Source organism: Thioclava sp. ISO4 (genome assembly GCF_058105145.1).
This window is the reverse complement of sequence record NZ_CM176571.1, coordinates 1,020,449-1,036,037: the sequence shown is the minus strand read 5'-3', so window position 1 is coordinate 1,036,037 and position 15,589 is coordinate 1,020,449. Positions and strand designations below refer to the sequence as shown.

At 62.9% G+C, this 15,589-nt stretch carries 19 protein-coding genes; 6 read left to right on the top strand and 13 right to left on the bottom strand.

Annotation, left to right across the window (positions count from 1 at the left end; genetic code table 11):
- Positions 1-15: 15 nt before the first annotated feature.
- From AC2TZ7_RS05265 to AC2TZ7_RS05250, 4 genes are read right to left on the bottom strand one after another with little or no spacing between them, the layout of a single operon-like run.
- Positions 16-648, bottom strand: a complete 633-nt coding sequence (locus tag AC2TZ7_RS05265) for a MotE family protein (protein ID WP_489866142.1) — start codon at positions 646-648, stop codon at positions 16-18.
- The gene (locus tag AC2TZ7_RS05260) at positions 642-1,019 is read right to left on the bottom strand and encodes a hypothetical protein (protein WP_077701087.1); all 378 of its coding nucleotides are present in this window, start codon (positions 1,017-1,019) and stop codon (positions 642-644) included. The genes AC2TZ7_RS05265 and AC2TZ7_RS05260 overlap by 7 nt, the downstream gene beginning before the upstream one ends.
- Complete coding sequence (locus AC2TZ7_RS05255; RefSeq protein WP_489866141.1) at positions 1,003-1,935, bottom strand: flagellar motor switch protein FliM; 933 nt, start codon at positions 1,933-1,935, stop codon at positions 1,003-1,005. Before AC2TZ7_RS05255 ends, AC2TZ7_RS05260 begins: the two co-directional genes overlap by 17 nt.
- 20 nt (positions 1,936-1,955) lie before the next feature.
- Positions 1,956-2,492, bottom strand: coding sequence for a flagellar basal body-associated FliL family protein (locus AC2TZ7_RS05250; RefSeq protein WP_489866140.1), 537 nt, complete (start codon positions 2,490-2,492; stop codon positions 1,956-1,958).
- A 156-nt stretch (positions 2,493-2,648) separates the two neighbouring features.
- Here AC2TZ7_RS05250 and fliF point away from each other — a divergent pair, with 156 nt between their 5' ends.
- The 5 genes from fliF (at position 2,649) to AC2TZ7_RS05225 (ending at position 7,395) form a co-directional block, all read left to right on the top strand.
- Entirely contained in the window at positions 2,649-4,340 is a 1,692-nt protein-coding gene (gene fliF / locus AC2TZ7_RS05245) for a flagellar basal-body MS-ring/collar protein FliF (protein WP_489866139.1), read from the top strand.
- A gap of 1 nt (position 4,341) precedes the next feature.
- Positions 4,342-4,992: a FliH/SctL family protein gene (locus tag AC2TZ7_RS05240; RefSeq protein WP_489866138.1), complete on the top strand. Its 651-nt coding sequence runs from the start codon at positions 4,342-4,344 to the stop codon at positions 4,990-4,992.
- Positions 4,993-5,394, top strand: coding sequence for a FliM/FliN family flagellar motor switch protein (locus AC2TZ7_RS05235; RefSeq protein WP_489866137.1), 402 nt, complete (start codon positions 4,993-4,995; stop codon positions 5,392-5,394).
- Positions 5,391-6,254: a flagellar type III secretion system pore protein FliP gene (fliP, locus tag AC2TZ7_RS05230; RefSeq protein WP_489866136.1), complete on the top strand. Its 864-nt coding sequence runs from the start codon at positions 5,391-5,393 to the stop codon at positions 6,252-6,254. Before AC2TZ7_RS05235 ends, fliP begins: the two co-directional genes overlap by 4 nt.
- Before the next feature lie 124 nt (positions 6,255-6,378).
- Complete coding sequence (locus tag AC2TZ7_RS05225; protein WP_489866135.1) at positions 6,379-7,395, top strand: flagellar motor switch protein FliG; 1,017 nt, start codon at positions 6,379-6,381, stop codon at positions 7,393-7,395.
- A gap of 25 nt (positions 7,396-7,420) precedes the next feature.
- Here the strand turns inward: AC2TZ7_RS05225 and AC2TZ7_RS05220 are convergent, their stop codons facing one another.
- From AC2TZ7_RS05220 to AC2TZ7_RS05190, 7 genes are all read right to left on the bottom strand, one after another.
- Positions 7,421-8,251 (bottom strand): DUF1217 domain-containing protein, encoded by an 831-nt coding sequence (locus AC2TZ7_RS05220; RefSeq protein WP_489866134.1) that lies wholly within the window; start codon positions 8,249-8,251, stop codon positions 7,421-7,423.
- Entirely contained in the window at positions 8,245-8,679 is a 435-nt protein-coding gene (locus AC2TZ7_RS05215) for a flagellar biosynthesis repressor FlbT (RefSeq protein ID WP_489866133.1), read from the bottom strand. The genes AC2TZ7_RS05220 and AC2TZ7_RS05215 overlap by 7 nt, the downstream gene beginning before the upstream one ends.
- A 15-nt stretch (positions 8,680-8,694) precedes the next feature.
- Entirely contained in the window at positions 8,695-9,096 is a 402-nt protein-coding gene (locus AC2TZ7_RS05210) for a flagellar biosynthesis regulator FlaF (RefSeq protein ID WP_489866132.1), read from the bottom strand.
- Between the two features lie 159 nt (positions 9,097-9,255).
- Positions 9,256-10,089: a flagellin N-terminal helical domain-containing protein gene (locus tag AC2TZ7_RS05205; protein ID WP_489866131.1), complete on the bottom strand. Its 834-nt coding sequence runs from the start codon at positions 10,087-10,089 to the stop codon at positions 9,256-9,258.
- 119 nt (positions 10,090-10,208) lie between these two features.
- The gene (locus tag AC2TZ7_RS05200; RefSeq protein ID WP_098409862.1) at positions 10,209-10,703 is read right to left on the bottom strand and encodes a flagellar biosynthesis protein FlgI; all 495 of its coding nucleotides are present in this window, start codon (positions 10,701-10,703) and stop codon (positions 10,209-10,211) included.
- Positions 10,696-11,013: a rod-binding protein gene (locus AC2TZ7_RS05195; protein ID WP_489866130.1), complete on the bottom strand. Its 318-nt coding sequence runs from the start codon at positions 11,011-11,013 to the stop codon at positions 10,696-10,698. Before AC2TZ7_RS05195 ends, AC2TZ7_RS05200 begins: the two co-directional genes overlap by 8 nt.
- On the bottom strand, positions 11,013-12,170 hold the full coding sequence (locus tag AC2TZ7_RS05190) for a flagellar basal body P-ring protein FlgI (RefSeq protein ID WP_489866129.1): 1,158 nt from the start codon (positions 12,168-12,170) through the stop codon (positions 11,013-11,015). The genes AC2TZ7_RS05195 and AC2TZ7_RS05190 overlap by 1 nt, the downstream gene beginning before the upstream one ends.
- A 152-nt stretch (positions 12,171-12,322) precedes the next feature.
- Here AC2TZ7_RS05190 and AC2TZ7_RS05185 point away from each other — a divergent pair, with 152 nt between their 5' ends.
- Complete coding sequence (locus tag AC2TZ7_RS05185) at positions 12,323-13,075, top strand: response regulator transcription factor (RefSeq protein ID WP_134330258.1); 753 nt, start codon at positions 12,323-12,325, stop codon at positions 13,073-13,075.
- Between the two features lie 9 nt (positions 13,076-13,084).
- Here the strand turns inward: AC2TZ7_RS05185 and AC2TZ7_RS05180 are convergent, their stop codons facing one another.
- Positions 13,085-14,152 carry a flagellin gene (locus AC2TZ7_RS05180; protein ID WP_489866128.1) on the bottom strand — a complete coding sequence of 356 codons (1,068 nt, stop codon included), beginning with the start codon at positions 14,150-14,152 and terminating at the stop codon, positions 13,085-13,087.
- A 12-nt stretch (positions 14,153-14,164) separates the two neighbouring features.
- Entirely contained in the window at positions 14,165-15,577 is a 1,413-nt protein-coding gene (flgK, locus tag AC2TZ7_RS05175) for a flagellar hook-associated protein FlgK (protein ID WP_098409858.1), read from the bottom strand.
- Between the last annotated feature and the right edge of the window lie 12 nt (positions 15,578-15,589).

Below are 15,589 nucleotides of genomic sequence, written 5' to 3'. Positions count from 1 at the left end.
CACGCCCGTGCGGAATTAGTTGAGCTTGACGTTCACCAGCTTCTGGTCGCCCGGCAGCTTCGAGCGCTCGAGAATGATCTTGGAGACCGCCCGCGCGCGCACCGGGTTCATCTCGGCCATGATCGGGGCGACCTCGCGCTCCTTCATCGTGGCCAGAACCATGACCGTCACCTCGATATCGAGATCGTTCATGATCGACGCCGCCGCCGCGGGCTTCATGTTCTTGTAGATCGACACGAGGCGATCGACGTCGTCGCTATGCGATTTGTCGACCTTGTCGAGCAGCTTGGTCACCTTGTCCTTCAACTCGGTCAGATGCTGCGACTGGGTGTCGAGACCCTGCTTGGCAAGCTCGATCTCGGCGCTGCGGGCGTCGAGTTTCTTCTTCTGCTCGGCGAGGAGATCGCGTTCCTGCCGCACGGACATCAACAGCTCTTCCGGCGTCGGACCGCAGCCGCCGGTCGCATCGGCGGAGGCATCGCTCGCCGGCGTCGCGGCGGCATCCTTCTCCGCCCCGCTTGCAAGCGCGGCCTGCAACAGCGAATCCGGAAACGGGATCATGTCGGAGGGAAGGCTGGTCGCGAGCTTCGCAGCGCCCGAAAGCAGCAATACGCCCACGAGAACCTGAAGCGGACGGCCCTTCACCATTGGCCCTGCGCCTCCCGGCGCACGCGGGTTTGCTCGAAGAAGCTTTTGACCAGTTCGGCCTTGCCGGTCACACGGGTCAGCCCCATCGGCGCTTTCGGCGCGGCCCGGCGCGAGTTGAAGGTCAGGGCGGGCGCGGCCTCTTGCGCAGGTGCCGGTTCGGGCGCGGGCGCTTTCTGCGCCTCAGCGACGGCGTCCTTCATCTCCTCGACGGAGAGTTGCGACTTGTCCACGGCCGCGGAGAAGGCCGCGACGAGCGGCTCCATCTCTTCGAGGACGAGCATGAGCTTTTTCACCCGCCGCGTGATCACCACGCCATAGGCCATCAGCCCGACAAGAGACACGAGAATAATCGCGTTAATCAGCATCGACATCATTGCTCCACTCGTCCTTTCCCATGAGGTTCGCGGTCACTTTCAGTGCCATCGACCCGTTTTGCTTCTTGCCCATTTCGCCTTCGAGAACCGGGCTCCCGGCACAAAGCAACAGGACCGGATGGCTGTCGTCGATCCGCAGATCGAGCGTGTCCCCGACTTTCCAATCCAGGATCTCGCGCATCGGCACCACCAGCTCGTGCAGCTGCGCGGTAAGCGCCACCGAAGAGCCTTCGATCTTCTGCTTCAGCTGCGTGCGCCACGAGCTGTCCGCACCGAGCCGATCCCCGAAGAAGATCTTGGTGAGCAGCGGGCGCACCGGCTCGAGCGTGGCATAGGGCAGGATCAGGTGGACCTCGCCATCATAACCCTCGAGACTGACCTTGAGAGGCACGCGGACCGTGGGGCTGTTGGGCTGGGCGATATTGGCGAATTGCGGATTGCTCTCCATCCGGTCGACCTGGAAGGAAACTTCGCAAATCTGCCGGAAACCTACCGCCATATCGGCAAGGATACGTTCGGCGACCTGCTCGCCCATCCGGCGCTCGATCGTGGTGAAACCGTGCTTGGCATCCTTCGCCCGGCCCGACGGCTGGCCGCCCAGCATCAGTTCTAGCGCGGAGAACAGGAAGACCGGATCCTGCGAAAGGATAAACTGGTCGTCCCAGGGATCGGCCTGCGCGACCGCGATCAAACCATGCTTGGGCAGGCTTTTCATCGCGTCGGCAAAGGGCAGGTATTCGACCTCGCCCAGCGTCACGTCCAGCACCGAGCCGGTCAGCGATTTGAGCGAGCTGGAGAAGGACAGAACGAAGCGCTCAAAGATCACGTCCAGCATCGGCAGACGCTCGTAATTGAGCATCGACATGCGGATGATCTCGTCTTCGACCTCCGCGGTCGTTGTCGCCGTCGCCATGTCCGCCTGTTCCGCCATCGTCACTGCACCACCAGGTCGCTGATGAGAATTTCGCTCGGCGTGTCATCGCCCACGACCGCGCGGGCGCGCTTGAGCAGTTCCGCCTTGAGCTTGATGAGACCGATGCTGCCGCGCAGATCCTCGACCGTCATCTGACGCAGGAACCCGGTGAAGGTGTCGCGGATGAAGGGCTTCTTCTCGGTCATCTTGGCCTCGGCATCCGGCGATTCGGGATAGACCAGCGCGAGGTGAATCTTGAGGTAGCGCGCGGCGGGCGTGCCGTCTGCGGTGGTCTCGGTGATGTTCACCACGATGTCGTCGAAATCCAGCAGCGCATCCGCGCCAGCTGCGCCCGAAGCGCCATGCCCGGCCGAATCCGCCGCGCCGCCCCCGGTGAGCGCCGAGACGCCGCCGAAAGCCACGAAGCCACCGCAGAACATGGCCACGACCGCGAGCGCACCCGCCGCCATGACGAGACGCTTATGGTCGCGCAAGGTCCGCCAGCGCGTTTCGGGCGCCTCGGCAACCTCTTCTTCATCAACGGCCGCATCAAACATCGGCTATCACGCCTCTCTTCGTCGAATTTAAAGATAAAATCCGATCTTAACTGGATATCATGAAGTATATACATCCGCACTTTACTTGCAATACAAAGATAGAATAGCCTCTACAGGATCAATTAAGAATAACTGGTGTTCGCCGTGCAGCAATTCTTGCAGAACCTTCAATCCTTGGGACGGCGCAAGCTCCTGATGCTTGGGGCTGTCGGTGTCATCAGCGTTCTCGCGCTGGTCTTCGGCCTCTCGGTCGTGACGGCCCCGAGCTACAAGCTGCTCTACAGCCAGCTTTCGCCCTCCAGCGCCGCGGGAATCGTCGACGCGCTCGATCAGGCGGGGTTCAAGACGCAGCTTTCCGCAGATGGCAGTGCGGTATCGGTTCCCGAGGGCGATATCGCCCGCGCCCGCATGGCGCTGGCCGAGAAGAACCTGCCCGTGGATGGCGAACCCGGCTGGGAGCTGTTCGACAATGCGAGCGGCTTCGGCATGAACACCTTCATGCAGCATGTGAACCGGCTGCGCGCGATGGAGGGCGAGCTGGCGCGCTCGATCCAGACCATCGACGGGGTGCGCAGCGCCCGCGTCCATCTGGTTCTGCCCGAACGCGAAGCCTTCTCGCGCACCAGCCCCGATCCGAGCGCCAGCGTCATCGTGCGCGCCGCCTCCACCCGCGGCATCAGCCGCAAGGAGGCGCTGGCGATCCGCAACCTGATCGCGGCGGCGGTGCCCAATCTCGACGGCAACCGGGTGACGGTGCTCTCGGCCAGCGGCGAGACGATCCTCGCGGAGAATTCCGACGCGGCCGGGCAAGCGACGCTGCAGTCGAACAAGGCCGCGACCGAGGACCGGATGGCGCGCTCGATCGAGCAGATCCTGACGGCGCGTGTCGGTGCGGGCAACGCCCGCGTGCAGGTCAATGTCGATCTGTCCAACCAGCGCGAAGTCGTGGTGCAGCAAAGCTTCGATCCCGATCAGCAGGTTATCCGCTCCACCCAGAACAATGCCGAGCAGCAGAAGGGCGTGAAGAACGGCGATTCCGGCGTGAACACCGGCAACAACATCCCCGGCGCGCTCGGCGGTCCCGGCGCGGGCAACACGACCGACAGCCGCAGCAAGAACGGCGAGTCGGTGCAATACGAGATCGGCAACACCCGGCGCGAGACCACGACCGAAGCCGGTGCGGTCAAGCGCGTCTCGGTCGCCGTGCTGGTGAACGGCATCTACAACGTGCAGGACGACGGGTCGCTGAAATACGAACAGCGCTCGCCGGAAGAGATCGCACGCCTCACTGCGCTGGTAAAATCGGCGATCGGCTATGACCAGAACCGCGGCGACACCGTCTCCGTCGATAGCCTGCGCTTCATCGATTATTCGATGGAGGTCGGCGGCCCGGTTGGCCCGACGCTGATGCAGCGGCTATCGAACAATATCGTCTCGATTCTGCGCTGGGTCTTCGCCCTTCTGATCGTGGTCGCGGTGCTTGTCTTCGGTCTGCGCCCCCTGCTGAACCGGGCCGACCGCGAACGCGCCCGGCTGAGCGAGAAAACCGGCGCCGGGGCGCTCGCAGCCCCGGAAGGCGAGACGGAGGCGGAGGCGCCTGCCGGCAACAACCTGCCCGCCGCGCCCGCCAACGCCGTCGCGCCCCGCACGCAGGAGGCCGCCGAGCCCGAAGCCCCCGTCCAACGTGCCGAGCGCTACGACCCCGCCGGGGATGATGAGCTGATCACCAATTTCGCGATCAGCGGTGCGATCCTGAAGCGCAAGGTCTCCGCGATCCAGAAGATCGCCGAAGACGAGCCGCAAGAGGCCCTCAAGGTCCTGCGCGGCTGGCTGTTGAACGAGGCGTGAGATGACGGTCTTCCAGCGAGACTTCGATGAAGAGATGCAGGCGGAAGATGCCCGCCGCGCCGCCGAACGGCTGAAGGTCTTCACCCAGGCCGACCTCGATGCGGCAGCGGCGGCAGCGCGCGCCGAAGGCTTCGAAGCGGGCCGTGCGCAGGGACGCAACGAGGCCACCACCGAGATCACGGAATCGCTCGAGGCGCGCCAGACCGAGGCGCTGGAGAAATTCTCCCCCGAGATCGCGACGCTTCTGGGCAATCAGCTGGCCCATCAGGCCACGCTGGAGCGGCACCTTTGCGGTTTCGCGCTGCGCGTTTGCGAGAAGGTCTTTCCCGAATTCATCGAGAGCTGCTCGACCGCGCGGGTCGAGACGCAGATCCGGCGGGCGATGGAAATCGCGCTGCGCAAACCGAGCCTCACGATCCGCCTCTCCCCCGCCAATGTCGCGGGACTGACGCCGGTGATCGAGGCCAGCGCCGGGCCGAACAGCCCCGCCCTGAACATCGTCGCGGACCCGGCGCTTGCCGATGGCGACATCCATGCCGACTGGGATGACGGCGTGATGGATTACAGCTTCGAGACGGTCTGCCGCAGCATCCTCATCGCTTTGCGTCAGACCGTCTCGCCCCAAGCCACACCAATCAGGAAAGCCGTGTAAATGTCCGACAACGATACGCCCGAATCCACGCAACCGCCTGAGACGCCGGAAACCGAAGCGGAGCCGACGCAGGACGAAGCCCGCGCGGCTGCGGCGGAGACCCTGCTGCACAGCCTCGCCAGCAAGCAGGCCACAAGCGACGGTGACGGACAGAACGTCAACGCGATGCTCAATGTCGGGCTCTCGGTTCAGATCGTGCTGGGCCAGAGCCGCATCCCGATCTCGCAGCTTCTCAACCTGAGCCGCGGCTCGGTCATCGAGCTGGAGAAGAAGATCGGCGAGCCGGTGGACGTGGTGATCAATGACCGGCTCGTCGCGCGCGGCGATCTGGTGAAGGTGGGCGAGAACCGCCTCGGCGTCACCCTGACCGAGATCGTCAAAGACTACGTCCCGACACGATGACCACCCTCGCGAAGCGTTCCTTGACGGCGAAGGCTGGCTTGCCGCTCTTCGTCCTGACCCTCGCCGCGTCGCTCGCGTTCAGCGGCAGCGCCGAGGCGCAGGAGGCGGGCGGCCTGCTTGGCGATCTGGCGCAGGGGCTCAACAATGCCGCCCCGGGCAGCGACGCCGCGGCCAGCCTGAGCGGGCGGATCATTCAGCTGATCGCGCTGATGACCGTGCTGAGCATCGCGCCGGGCGTCCTCGTCGTGATGACCAGCTTCACCCGCTTCGTGATCGTCTTCTCGATGCTGCGCTCCGCTCTGGGGCTGAACCAGACGCCGCCGAACATGGTGCTGAGCGCGATGGCGCTGTTCATGACCTTCTTCGTGATGCAGCCGGTCTTCGACGATGCCTGGACCGGCGGGCTGCGGCCGCTTCTGAACAACACGGTGACCGAGGAACAGGCGATCGTGCGGATCGGCGCGCCGTTCAAGGCTTTTATGTTCGCCAATACGCGCCCGAAGGATCTGAAGCTGTTCGCCGATCTCGTCCGCAACAACGAAGCAGGGCAAAACGCCGAACCCGCGCCCGAGACGCCCGCGCCTGCCACGGCGGAGGAGGCGAGCTGGCGCACCCTCGTGCCCGCCTTCATGATCTCCGAACTGCGGCGCGCCTTCACGATCGGCTTCCTGATCTACCTGCCCTTCATCGCGATCGACCTCATCGTCGCCTCGGTGCTGATGAGCGCGGGCATGATGATGTTGCCGCCGGTGATGATCTCGCTGCCCTTCAAGGTGATCTTCTTCGTGCTGATCGACGGCTGGTACATGCTCGCAGGGAGCATGATGCAATCCTATGTTGCCTATGGCGGGGGCGGCTAAGCCTCGGCGCCGCCCCTATCCTTAGAAAACGCCTCAAGCCAAAGAATAGCGCGCGATCCTGATTGAGAATACAAAGATAGACTGCTATTCTTGCCGAGACTTCAGAACAGATCGAGCGCCGACGATGAAAACCTCCCGGGATTACAAGAAACTCCGCGGCCCCGAGAAGGCGGCGATCCTTTTCCTCTGCCTTGGGGAGAAGCATGGCGCCGGGCTGATGCAGAGGCTCGACGATTACGACATCCACTCGATCACCCACGCGATCTCGTCTCTCGGCACGATCCCCGCCGATGTCGTGGAAGAGGTGATGAGCGAGTTCATGGAAACCGCAGGCGATGGCGGCGGTATCGTCGGGTCGATGGAAATGGCGCAAAGCATGCTCAAGGGGTTCCTGCCCGAGGATCGTGTGACCGACATCATGCACGAGATCCAGGGCCCGCTGGTGGGGCGCAATATCTGGGAGAACTTCTCTGCGCTCAACGAACAGGTGATCGCCAATTACCTCAAGGATGAGCACGATCAGACGGTCGCGGCGATCCTGAGCAAGGTGAAGCCCGAGGTGGCCTCGAAAGTGCTGCCGCTTCTGGGCGAAGAGCGCATGATGGAGGTGCTGGAGCGGATGATCGGCATCGACACCGTGCCGCGCTACGTCTTCCAGAATATCGAGGAGACGCTGCAGAAAGAGTTCATGAGCTCGGCGACGCGCAACACCGGGCCGGACCCGCAGCAGCGCATGGCCGATCTCTTCAACAAGCTCGACAGCAAGCTGTTCGACGACATCACCCAGCGTCTGGAGACGCGCATTCCCGAGGCGTTCGGCGCGATCAAAGCGAAGATGTTCACCTTCGACGATCTGTGCAAGCTCGACCAGCAGAGCCTCGTCAAAGTCATGCGCGGGGTCGAAGGGCAAACGCTTCCGCTCGCCCTGCGCGGGGCGAAAAAGGACGTGCGCGATTACTTCCTGAGCGCCCTGCCCGCCCGCTCGCGCGACATGCTGAACGAGGAAATGACCGCGATGGGCCCGGTGCGCGGGCGCGAAGTGCAAGAAGCGCAATCCGCGCTGGTGGACTATGCGCTCGAACTGTCGCGCGATGACGAGATCCGCATCCCGCTCGACGATGACGACGTGATTATCGACTGAGACCGGCCGCGATCTGAGGGCCAGTTTACCGGTAGCGCGAGGCCGAGAAGGTCGCGATCGCGGTCAGATCGAAGGTCGCGGGCACGAACTGGCCCGAGCCGCCCTGAACCGCGCCCTGCATCAGCGTCACCGCAGCATTCCCCGCAGCCCCACCGGTCGAGAAATTGTTCGCATCGGACACGGCGACGAAATGGGAGACCAGATTGTCGACCTCCTTCGGGTCCTTGAGCTTCGTGATGTCGAACTTGTCCTCGAAAATCTGTTTCTGCCGTTCGACATCGAGCTTCACCACGTCATTCGGGATGCCCAGAGCCGTGCGCATGAACTGCGCCGTATCCTTGTCTTTCAGGACCGAATACCACGTTTTGAGGCCACCGACCTTTTGGCGGAATTCAAGAACGGACCCGACGGTCGGATTTTGATCATTCTCGCCATTGATGAACTGCTGGCTGATATATTGATCGACGATCTTGTCCTGCCACGCGGTCGAGGAGGTGTTCGTATTCGTCGTTCCGCCATTGGTGAACCCGAGCGCATCGTAGAGCTTGCGAAACCGCGGATCGGTGAGCCTGTTCACCAGAGAGGTCTTGTCGGCGGAATCGCTCGACAGGATTTCGCGCATCATCGCCTTGCCGAACATCTGGTCTTTCAGATCGAAGGCTTTCATCACGAAACTATAGGTGTCGTAATCGCCGACCAGGTCGGCCGCAGTGTGGATATTGGCGATCTTTTCGCGGAAGCGGCTGATCGCGCGGGCGTGCTGCGGCTCTTGCGCCAGTTGGTCCAGCTGCTTGGCCTGCGTCCGGTCGATCAGTTTCAGCGCGAGGCGGCTGCTCATGCCCGAAATCGTCAGCATTCTTCCCCCTCGAGCGCCGCAGCCGGGCTCGCAGTTTCGGACAGGCGGGCGAACAGTTCCTCTTCGCGGCGCATGACCGGGCGCAGCGCGCTCAATGCCTTGTAGTAATCGCCCTGAGACACCCAGTTCGCGGCCTCGAAGACGCCGCCGACAACGGGAGAGCTGAAGATCGTGACAAGATCGGCGAGCTGCTCCTGAATGACCGGCACCAGTGTTTCGCGCGTGTCGGCGCGGATCAGCGCGGTCTGGATCAGGAAATAGGCCTGCTTCACCGGGGTCGGCTCGCAGTTTTCATCCAGCAGATCCTCCGCCCGGATCACGTCGGCGGTGTTCTCGATCTGAAGCGTCTGGCGACGGTTGGCATTCCGGATCACGCATCCATTGACCACGATCCGCTCGTTCGGTTTCAACGTCAGTCGTAATGCCACAGCCCGCGCCCCTTCTTATTCCGCAGCCACCGGCTCACCAGCGTCGCCACTGAGCCCGCGGATGATGTTGCGATTCACCTCGACGAGGGGTGCGACCGTGCCGCCACCGCCCATCACGGTCTGCGTCTCCCGCTCGACCCAGAGCGCGAGCGAGATCAGCGCCGCTTTCAGATCGGCGGGGAACGTGTTCCCGGGCTCGGCAAGATCGTCGCGCAGCGCCATCCAGATGCGCTCGTTTTCCCAAAGCGCGGTGCGCAAGCCCTGCGCCAGAAGCCCCAGCCGCTCGTAACCGGTGGCGCTGTCGAACGCGGCCATATGGGCCTCCAGCTCTCCGGTGACGCGCGACAGGATGCGGCGCTCGATCTGCCTCGGAGACTCGGTTTCTGAAATGGTTCGCTTATAAGCGGCGACACTCATGCAAGCTCTCCTCTCGATATTCTTTTCTTCTCTTTCGCCGAGCTTAGCACGGCGCGGTTAAAGGCGTTTTTAAACTTTGGCGCAAAAGACAATCCGAGCGCGGTAAAAGAAAAGGCCCCGCAATACACGGGGCCTTTCCATTCATTTCATCACCACCGATTAGCGGAACAGGCTCAGAAGGTTCTGAGGACCCTGGTTCGCGATCGAGAGCGACTGCGTCGCGAGCTGCTGTTGGACCTGGTAGGACTGAAGGCGCGCAGCCTCCTTCTCCATGTCCGCATCGACCATGTTGCCGGTGCCGGTGTCCAGCTTGTCGGTCAGTTTGTTGAGGAAGTTCTGCTGGGATTCCAGCGACTTCTCCGCAACACCGAGCGAGGTCGCGTTGTCGATCGCCGTCGAGAGCTGATCTTCGGCGGTCGTCATCGCGTTCGCCAGCGCGTTCGCGGACCCCGTGGCGTCCGAGATGTCGATCGCACCGAGCGTCGACTGGATCGCGGTGAGGTCGACAGCGTTGAAGGTGATCGCGGTGGTCTGGAACGACCCGCTCGCGCGGCTGATACCCGTCACAACCGAGACGGCGCCGGTCGTGTTCACCATGTTGTCGCCGTTGAAGGTGGACTGCTGGATCGTGGTCCCGATCTGGGTCACGATGTTGTCGAGTTCCTTCTGGACCGCGTCGTGGTCAACCGCCGCGCCCTGGGCGAACGAAACACGCTCGACGAACTGCTGGGCGAGGTCTTTCACGGACTCTGCACCAAGACGCGCGGTCGAAACCGAGTTCTTGGTCAGGGTCATACCTTCGTTGATCGACTTGTACATGCCGCTGTCGCTGTTCATCGATTCCGAAATCGAGAAATAGGCGGCATTGTCTTTCGCCGAGTTGATTTTCTTGCCGGTCGAAATGCGGTTCTGCGTGTCCTCGAGACCCTTGTTCACCGAACGCAGGGTCGAAAGAGCATTCATCGCGGAGGTATTGGTAAGAATGGACGACATTTCTGGTCACTCCTCATTCTGAAAGATATTTGTTTTCGTCTTCTGACAGAAAAACGGCGCGAGCCGTGGAGAGGAATTTTGGGCCGAAGATTAAGCGCGGGTTAACGTTTGGGCGAAATCTAGAATTCCCTATCGATATGCATCTGCGGGCCGTCCTGTCCTGTGACCGGTTTGCCACTCTTTCCATAGAGCCCATCGAGACTGTGGCGGTTCCGGATCTTCTCGATCTCGCGCACGATGTCCCGGGTCGCCTCGGACATCCGCGACAGCAGAACGCTGTTATCCTGCACGGCGGTCTTCAACTGGCGGAGCTTTTCGCGCAGTGCGGGCGCGGCATCCTCAGACGCCTCCAGAAACGGCTCGATCACGGGGATCTTCAACTCGATGCGCTTCAGCAGGTCCGCCTTGCGATCATAAAGCTCGGTGACGCGGTCGAGATGCCCCGCTTCGACCGCCGCGATTTCCTCATGCAGCAGATCGAGCGTCGCATCGATATTCGCCTCGAAAGCGGCGAGGTTGGCGTCGTCCTCGTCGGTCAGAACGGGGCCTTCGGCGGCGATATCGCGCCGGGCCTGCATCCGCTTGCGAAAACGCGACGGGGTCTCATCAGCCATGGTCTTCTCCGTTCGAGTTATAGGCGCCGATCATCCGCTCGACGCTTTGCGCGATCCCGGTCCGGCCGGAGGCGGCGATCTCGTCGGCGATGCCGCGTGCGAGGAAGGATTTCCACATCTCCTCGGCGTGGCCACCATCCAGCCCACCCATCTTCACGGTCTTCATCATCTCGCCCACGGCCTGCTGCAGAAAGGTCGCCTCGAAATTCTTGGCGATCTCCTTCGCGTCCTGCGTCTTCGCACCGGAAGCGGCAGGTGCCTTGAGTGATGCGGCCGAGAGCGACGGCTTCGACGGATCGAGCGGGTTCATCAGATGATCTCCAGATCGGCATGAAGCGCGCCGGCGGCCTTGATCGCCTGCAGGATCGAGATCGTCTGCCGCGCGCCCACACCGATTGCGTTCAGACCGTCCACGAGGTCCTGAAGGCTGACATCGCCCCCCTGAAGCACGCTGAACTGGGTGTTTCGCTCTTCGACCTGCACATCCGTTTCGGGCACCACGACCGTCTGCCCGATGGAGATCGGCTTCGGCTGGCTGACCGCGTAGCTTTCCTTGACCTTCACGGTCAGACCGCCCTGACTGATCGCGACCTGATCGATCCGCACATTCGAGCCGATCACGATGGTCCCGGATTTCTCGTCGACCACCACCTTGGCGACGGAGTCGGGCGTGACGGGCAGGTTTTCGATCATCGCCAGCAGCTCCGGCACACCATATTTGCCCTTCGCCTGCACCTCGATGGTGGAGGGGTCGAGCATCTGCGCGGTGTTGTGGCCGAGCTTGTCATTGATCACGCCCGCCACCCGCGAGGCGGTCGTGAAATCGGGCTCGCGCAAGGACAGGCGCACGGATTTCATCGAGTTCAATTCGAAATCGATCTCTTTCTCGACGATCGCGCCATTCTCCATCCGCGCGACGGTCGGCACGCCGTCCACGATGCTCGCCGCGTTGCCTTTCGCGCTATAGCCCGCAACCGAGATCGGCCCCTGCCCTACGGCGTAGATCTCGCCATCGGCCCCGACGAGCGGCGTCACGATCAGCGTACCGCCGCGCAGACTGTCCGCATTGCCGAGCGAGGAGATCGTCACGTCGATCGTCGAGCCGCGGCGGGCGAAGGGCGGCAGTTTTGCCGTCACCATCACCGCAGCGGTATTCTTCGTCTTGATCGCATCGCCGGAGAGATTGCCGACGCCGAGCCGCTCGAGCATCCCCTCGATCGACTTCTTGGTGAAGGGGCTGCCGTTGAGGGTGTCACCGGTCCCGTTCAGGCCGACCACGAGGCCGTAGCCCACGAGCTGGTTCTCGCGCACGCCTTCAAAACTGGCGATATCCTTGATGCGGACCTGTGCGGCGGCCGGGATTGCCAGGAGCGCCCCCGCAATGACGGAGAGCGCGACGAGCGCCCCACGAACCCCGGCGTAAGAAAACGACGCCCAATTACCTTTTCGGCGCAAAGAAGCAAGCATAGTTTCCTCACATCACCAGCACGTTCCGCCAAATTAAAGCAAAACATAAATAGTGTCCAATATAAATCAGCACTATTCTTGACTAATCCTTTGTGGCAACCTAGCGTGACCTTGCCGCTTGTGCGAGAAACTTGCCCGGGATGGAGGCCTGCATGAATATTTACGTCTTTGAGCCTCGCGATGGCCGCGTTCGCGGCCTGCTCAGCGAGCTGGAGAGCGTTGGGCTGCAACCCGTCCTCGTCCCCGCATCCTTCTTCGCGTCCGATCTCAGCACGCTGAACCAGAAGGGCGTCGACACGCGGGCGATCCTGATCGGCGACTGCCCGGAAGTGACCGACTATATCCGGGCTATCCGTAGCTGCGGCTGCCGCAACCCGGTTCTGGTGATGCGCGACTTCAAGAACTCGCGCGATGCCTCGGAAGCGCTCGATGCCGGGGCTGACGATGTCATGGTCAGCCCGATCAAGGGGATCGAGGCGCTGTCGCGGATCAATTCGATCATCCGGCGCTCCTATGGCCACGCCGCCGAGAGCATCAGCGTCGGCGAGATCACCGCCTTCTTCGACGGTCGCGACCCGCTGGTCTCCGGCGCACGGCTGAAGCTGTCGAACCGCGAGCACGCGATCTTCCAGCACCTGGCGCTGAATGCGAACAAGGTGATTGCGAAAGGTGCGATCTACGACGCGGTCTACGGGATGAGCGACGACCAGCCTTTCGACAAGGTCATCGACGTCTATATCTGCAAGCTGCGCAAGAAGATCGCCGATGCGGCCGATAGCGGCCACCAATATATCGAGACGGTCTACGGTCGGGGCTACAAGTTCAGCGAACTGGACAGCACGAGCGACGTGAAGCTCGCAGCTTATGAGAAAACCGACGCGCGGGGCACGGTAGCCGCGCGATAAACGCGCGGCTCAGAGATAATTCAGGATCGACAGCTTCGACATCTGCGCGGCTACGCTGTAGCTCGCGTTGAGCTGTGTCTGGAGCGCGGTCATCCGGGTCGCGGCCTCATAGGGGTCGACCGAGACGTAATCCGACAGACGACTGTTGAGCACCGAATCCATCGATTGCTGCTGTGTCAGCTTCACGTCGAGCCGCTTCTGCTTCGCACCCAGCGCAGTCTCGGAATTGCGCAGCCCCTCAACGCCATCGCTCAGCGCTTTGACCCCGGCGGCCATCCAGCTTTTATACGCGTCCGGGTCCTTGATCTTCGACACGTCGGTCGAGGCGAAGAGCGCGAGTCCCTTGATCAGGCTGCGGAATTCGGGATCGTCGGCCTGCATCCCGTAATCGAGCGTCTCGCCATCCCCGATCAGCGCCGTTTTGCGCGGCGTCCCGGCTGTCGTATCGCCCTGGAAGAAGGTCGAGCTGTAGCGTTTCGTCGGATCGGCATTGGTATCGTCGAACACGCTGTCGATCTGCGACAGCATTGCCGTCGCCTGAGTGGCATCGGCGGGACCGCTGCCCACGATCCCCGACAGAACATCCTTCGGCGACAGCCCCGTCGCGCCGTTCGTTACGTCATAGCCCCGCAGCGCGGCCTTGTCCGAAGCCACGCCGGAGAACAGATGCTCCCCGTCGAGCGAGACATTCAGGCTCGTCATGATGGTGTCGAGGGCGGCGCGTGCGCTTTGCTGCAGGGTCGCCGCCGCGGCACCGGGTTGCTCGAGGTTCCCGACGGCGAGCCCGAGCACATCCTGCGCGGCCCCGCGCGCCGTCGACGCGCTGGAGGCGATCATATCCAGCTTGCTCCCGAGGAGCTTGTTCGAGGTAATGAAATGCGAATTGGTCGTCGCGCGATCTTCCAGTGCGAGCACGAAGGCCGATTTCGCCCCCATATCCGCGTAGACATCGGATTTGCGTCCGGTCGCGACCTCGTCGCTCGTCCGTTGCAACTCTGCCGTGGTGCGGCTGACCGACCGCCGCGAGATCACGCTCATCTGCAAGGTCGACAGCGAATTCCGGATTAGGGGGATCATCGTTCAGTCTCCTCAGACGGCGGCAAGCAGCGTGTCCATCATCTTCATGACGGCGGACATCATTTTCGAATTCGCGGCATAGCTTTGCTGGATCGTTATCAGCTTCTGCATCTCGTCATCGACATTCACGCCCTGGATGCCCTGGCGCGTGCCGTTCACCGTCTCGGCGGCGGTGCGCGCGGCGGCGAACCGCTCCTGCGCGCGGGTGCCCTCGAATTCCTGCGCCGAGATCATGTTGCTGCCGTAATCGCGCAGCGACTGCGACGCCTCCAATCCCGTGCCCGGGTCCGCCGAAAGCGGATCGTCGAACATCGACACGAAGGCTTCGATCTGGGTCGAGTCGCCTGCGGCACCCGGCGTAGTGGCGCCGATCCCGTCGCGCAGACGCGAGAGCTGGCCGCCCTGTGCCGGGTCCACCGCCGCATTGACCGAGATCCGGCCTGCCAACCCTTCGAGCTTGGCCGGGTCGAAAGCCGCGCCCGCATCGGTGAAGAGCCCCGCCTGCCCCGGCGCAAGCGAGGCATCGGCCCCCTCGAACCCCTGCACGAGCCCCCGCGCCATCTCATCGAGCTGAAGCTGGAAGCGCGGCAGAACGTCTTTCTTCACCGCGAACAGACCGGCGAGGCTGCCATTCTGGAAGCCGCGCGCATCGGTGGAGTCCGGGGTGATATTCGTTTTGCCCGCAAACAGCGTTCCGGCCGTCTGGTCGTAGGTGATGTAGCTGGCCTGATCTCCGTCGACGAGCGGCGTGCCCCCGGCGGTGTAGAGCGTGGCCCGCCCATCTGTGGAGCGGCGCACCTGCATGTCGATCAGCTTCGACGCCTTTTCCACCAGCACATCCATCCGGTCCCCCAGATCGGCTGCACCGAGCGAGCCGGGCGGCGCGTCCGAGATTTGCTTGTTGAGCGAGGTGATCTTGTGCAGCGTCTCGTTGAAATCGGAGACGTCGTATTTGATCTCCATATCGACCTCGCCACCGACCCGCGCGAGCATGTCGCTGCTTTGGTTGAGCGAGGTCACCATCTCCTGCGCGGAGGACGCCACGCCGTTCTGCGCAGCGTTACTGCCGGGATTGTTCACAAGCGCGATCATCGAACTGCGCAGGTCCGTCAGCCGATCCGCGGGCGACAGACCGTCGCCCGGCTGACCGAGTGTCGCGGTATATTCGCCCACCGCCTCGTAGATCGCCTGCTCGCGCGCCATCGCCGAGGAATGCTGCCGATACATGCGGTTGAGCGAGGCGTCGACTTCGCGCCGCGCCTCGCCGGTTTGCACGAGGCCGCCCGCGGTCGTGACCTGCGGCAACTCCTTGCGCACATAGCCCTCGGTGCTCGCATTCGCGATGTTGCGCGAGGTCGCTTCCGATTGCATCTGCGCCGTGCGCAGACCGCTCGTGCTCGCCTGGAGGGCGCCCGTCAGGCTCATCGGCTTACTCCG

What these genes read in the sequence shown, in the direction of transcription:
- AC2TZ7_RS05205 (WP_489866131.1), bottom strand. Translation starts at nt 10,089, where the DNA reads ATGTCGTCCATTCTTACCAATACCTCCGCGATGAATGCTCTTTCGACC.
- AC2TZ7_RS05250 (WP_489866140.1), bottom strand. Translation starts at nt 2,492, where the DNA reads ATGTTTGATGCGGCCGTTGATGAAGAAGAGGTTGCCGAGGCGCCCGAA.
- AC2TZ7_RS05195 (WP_489866130.1), bottom strand. Translation starts at nt 11,013, where the DNA reads ATGAACCCGCTCGATCCGTCGAAGCCGTCGCTCTCGGCCGCATCACTC.
- AC2TZ7_RS05220 (WP_489866134.1), bottom strand. Translation starts at nt 8,251, where the DNA reads ATGCTGACGATTTCGGGCATGAGCAGCCGCCTCGCGCTGAAACTGATC.
- fliP (WP_489866136.1), top strand. Translation starts at nt 5,391, where the DNA reads ATGACCACCCTCGCGAAGCGTTCCTTGACGGCGAAGGCTGGCTTGCCG.
- AC2TZ7_RS05235 (WP_489866137.1), top strand. Translation starts at nt 4,993, where the DNA reads ATGTCCGACAACGATACGCCCGAATCCACGCAACCGCCTGAGACGCCG.
- flgK (WP_098409858.1), bottom strand. Translation starts at nt 15,577, where the DNA reads ATGAGCCTGACGGGCGCCCTCCAGGCGAGCACGAGCGGTCTGCGCACG.
- AC2TZ7_RS05225 (WP_489866135.1), top strand. Translation starts at nt 6,379, where the DNA reads ATGAAAACCTCCCGGGATTACAAGAAACTCCGCGGCCCCGAGAAGGCG.
- AC2TZ7_RS05240 (WP_489866138.1), top strand. Translation starts at nt 4,342, where the DNA reads ATGACGGTCTTCCAGCGAGACTTCGATGAAGAGATGCAGGCGGAAGAT.
- AC2TZ7_RS05210 (WP_489866132.1), bottom strand. Translation starts at nt 9,096, where the DNA reads ATGAGTGTCGCCGCTTATAAGCGAACCATTTCAGAAACCGAGTCTCCG.
- AC2TZ7_RS05265 (WP_489866142.1), bottom strand. Translation starts at nt 648, where the DNA reads ATGGTGAAGGGCCGTCCGCTTCAGGTTCTCGTGGGCGTATTGCTGCTT.
- AC2TZ7_RS05255 (WP_489866141.1), bottom strand. Translation starts at nt 1,935, where the DNA reads ATGGCGACGGCGACAACGACCGCGGAGGTCGAAGACGAGATCATCCGC.
- AC2TZ7_RS05185 (WP_134330258.1), top strand. Translation starts at nt 12,323, where the DNA reads ATGAATATTTACGTCTTTGAGCCTCGCGATGGCCGCGTTCGCGGCCTG.
- AC2TZ7_RS05190 (WP_489866129.1), bottom strand. Translation starts at nt 12,170, where the DNA reads ATGCTTGCTTCTTTGCGCCGAAAAGGTAATTGGGCGTCGTTTTCTTAC.
- AC2TZ7_RS05260 (WP_077701087.1), bottom strand. Translation starts at nt 1,019, where the DNA reads ATGTCGATGCTGATTAACGCGATTATTCTCGTGTCTCTTGTCGGGCTG.
- AC2TZ7_RS05180 (WP_489866128.1), bottom strand. Translation starts at nt 14,152, where the DNA reads ATGATCCCCCTAATCCGGAATTCGCTGTCGACCTTGCAGATGAGCGTG.
- AC2TZ7_RS05200 (WP_098409862.1), bottom strand. Translation starts at nt 10,703, where the DNA reads ATGGCTGATGAGACCCCGTCGCGTTTTCGCAAGCGGATGCAGGCCCGG.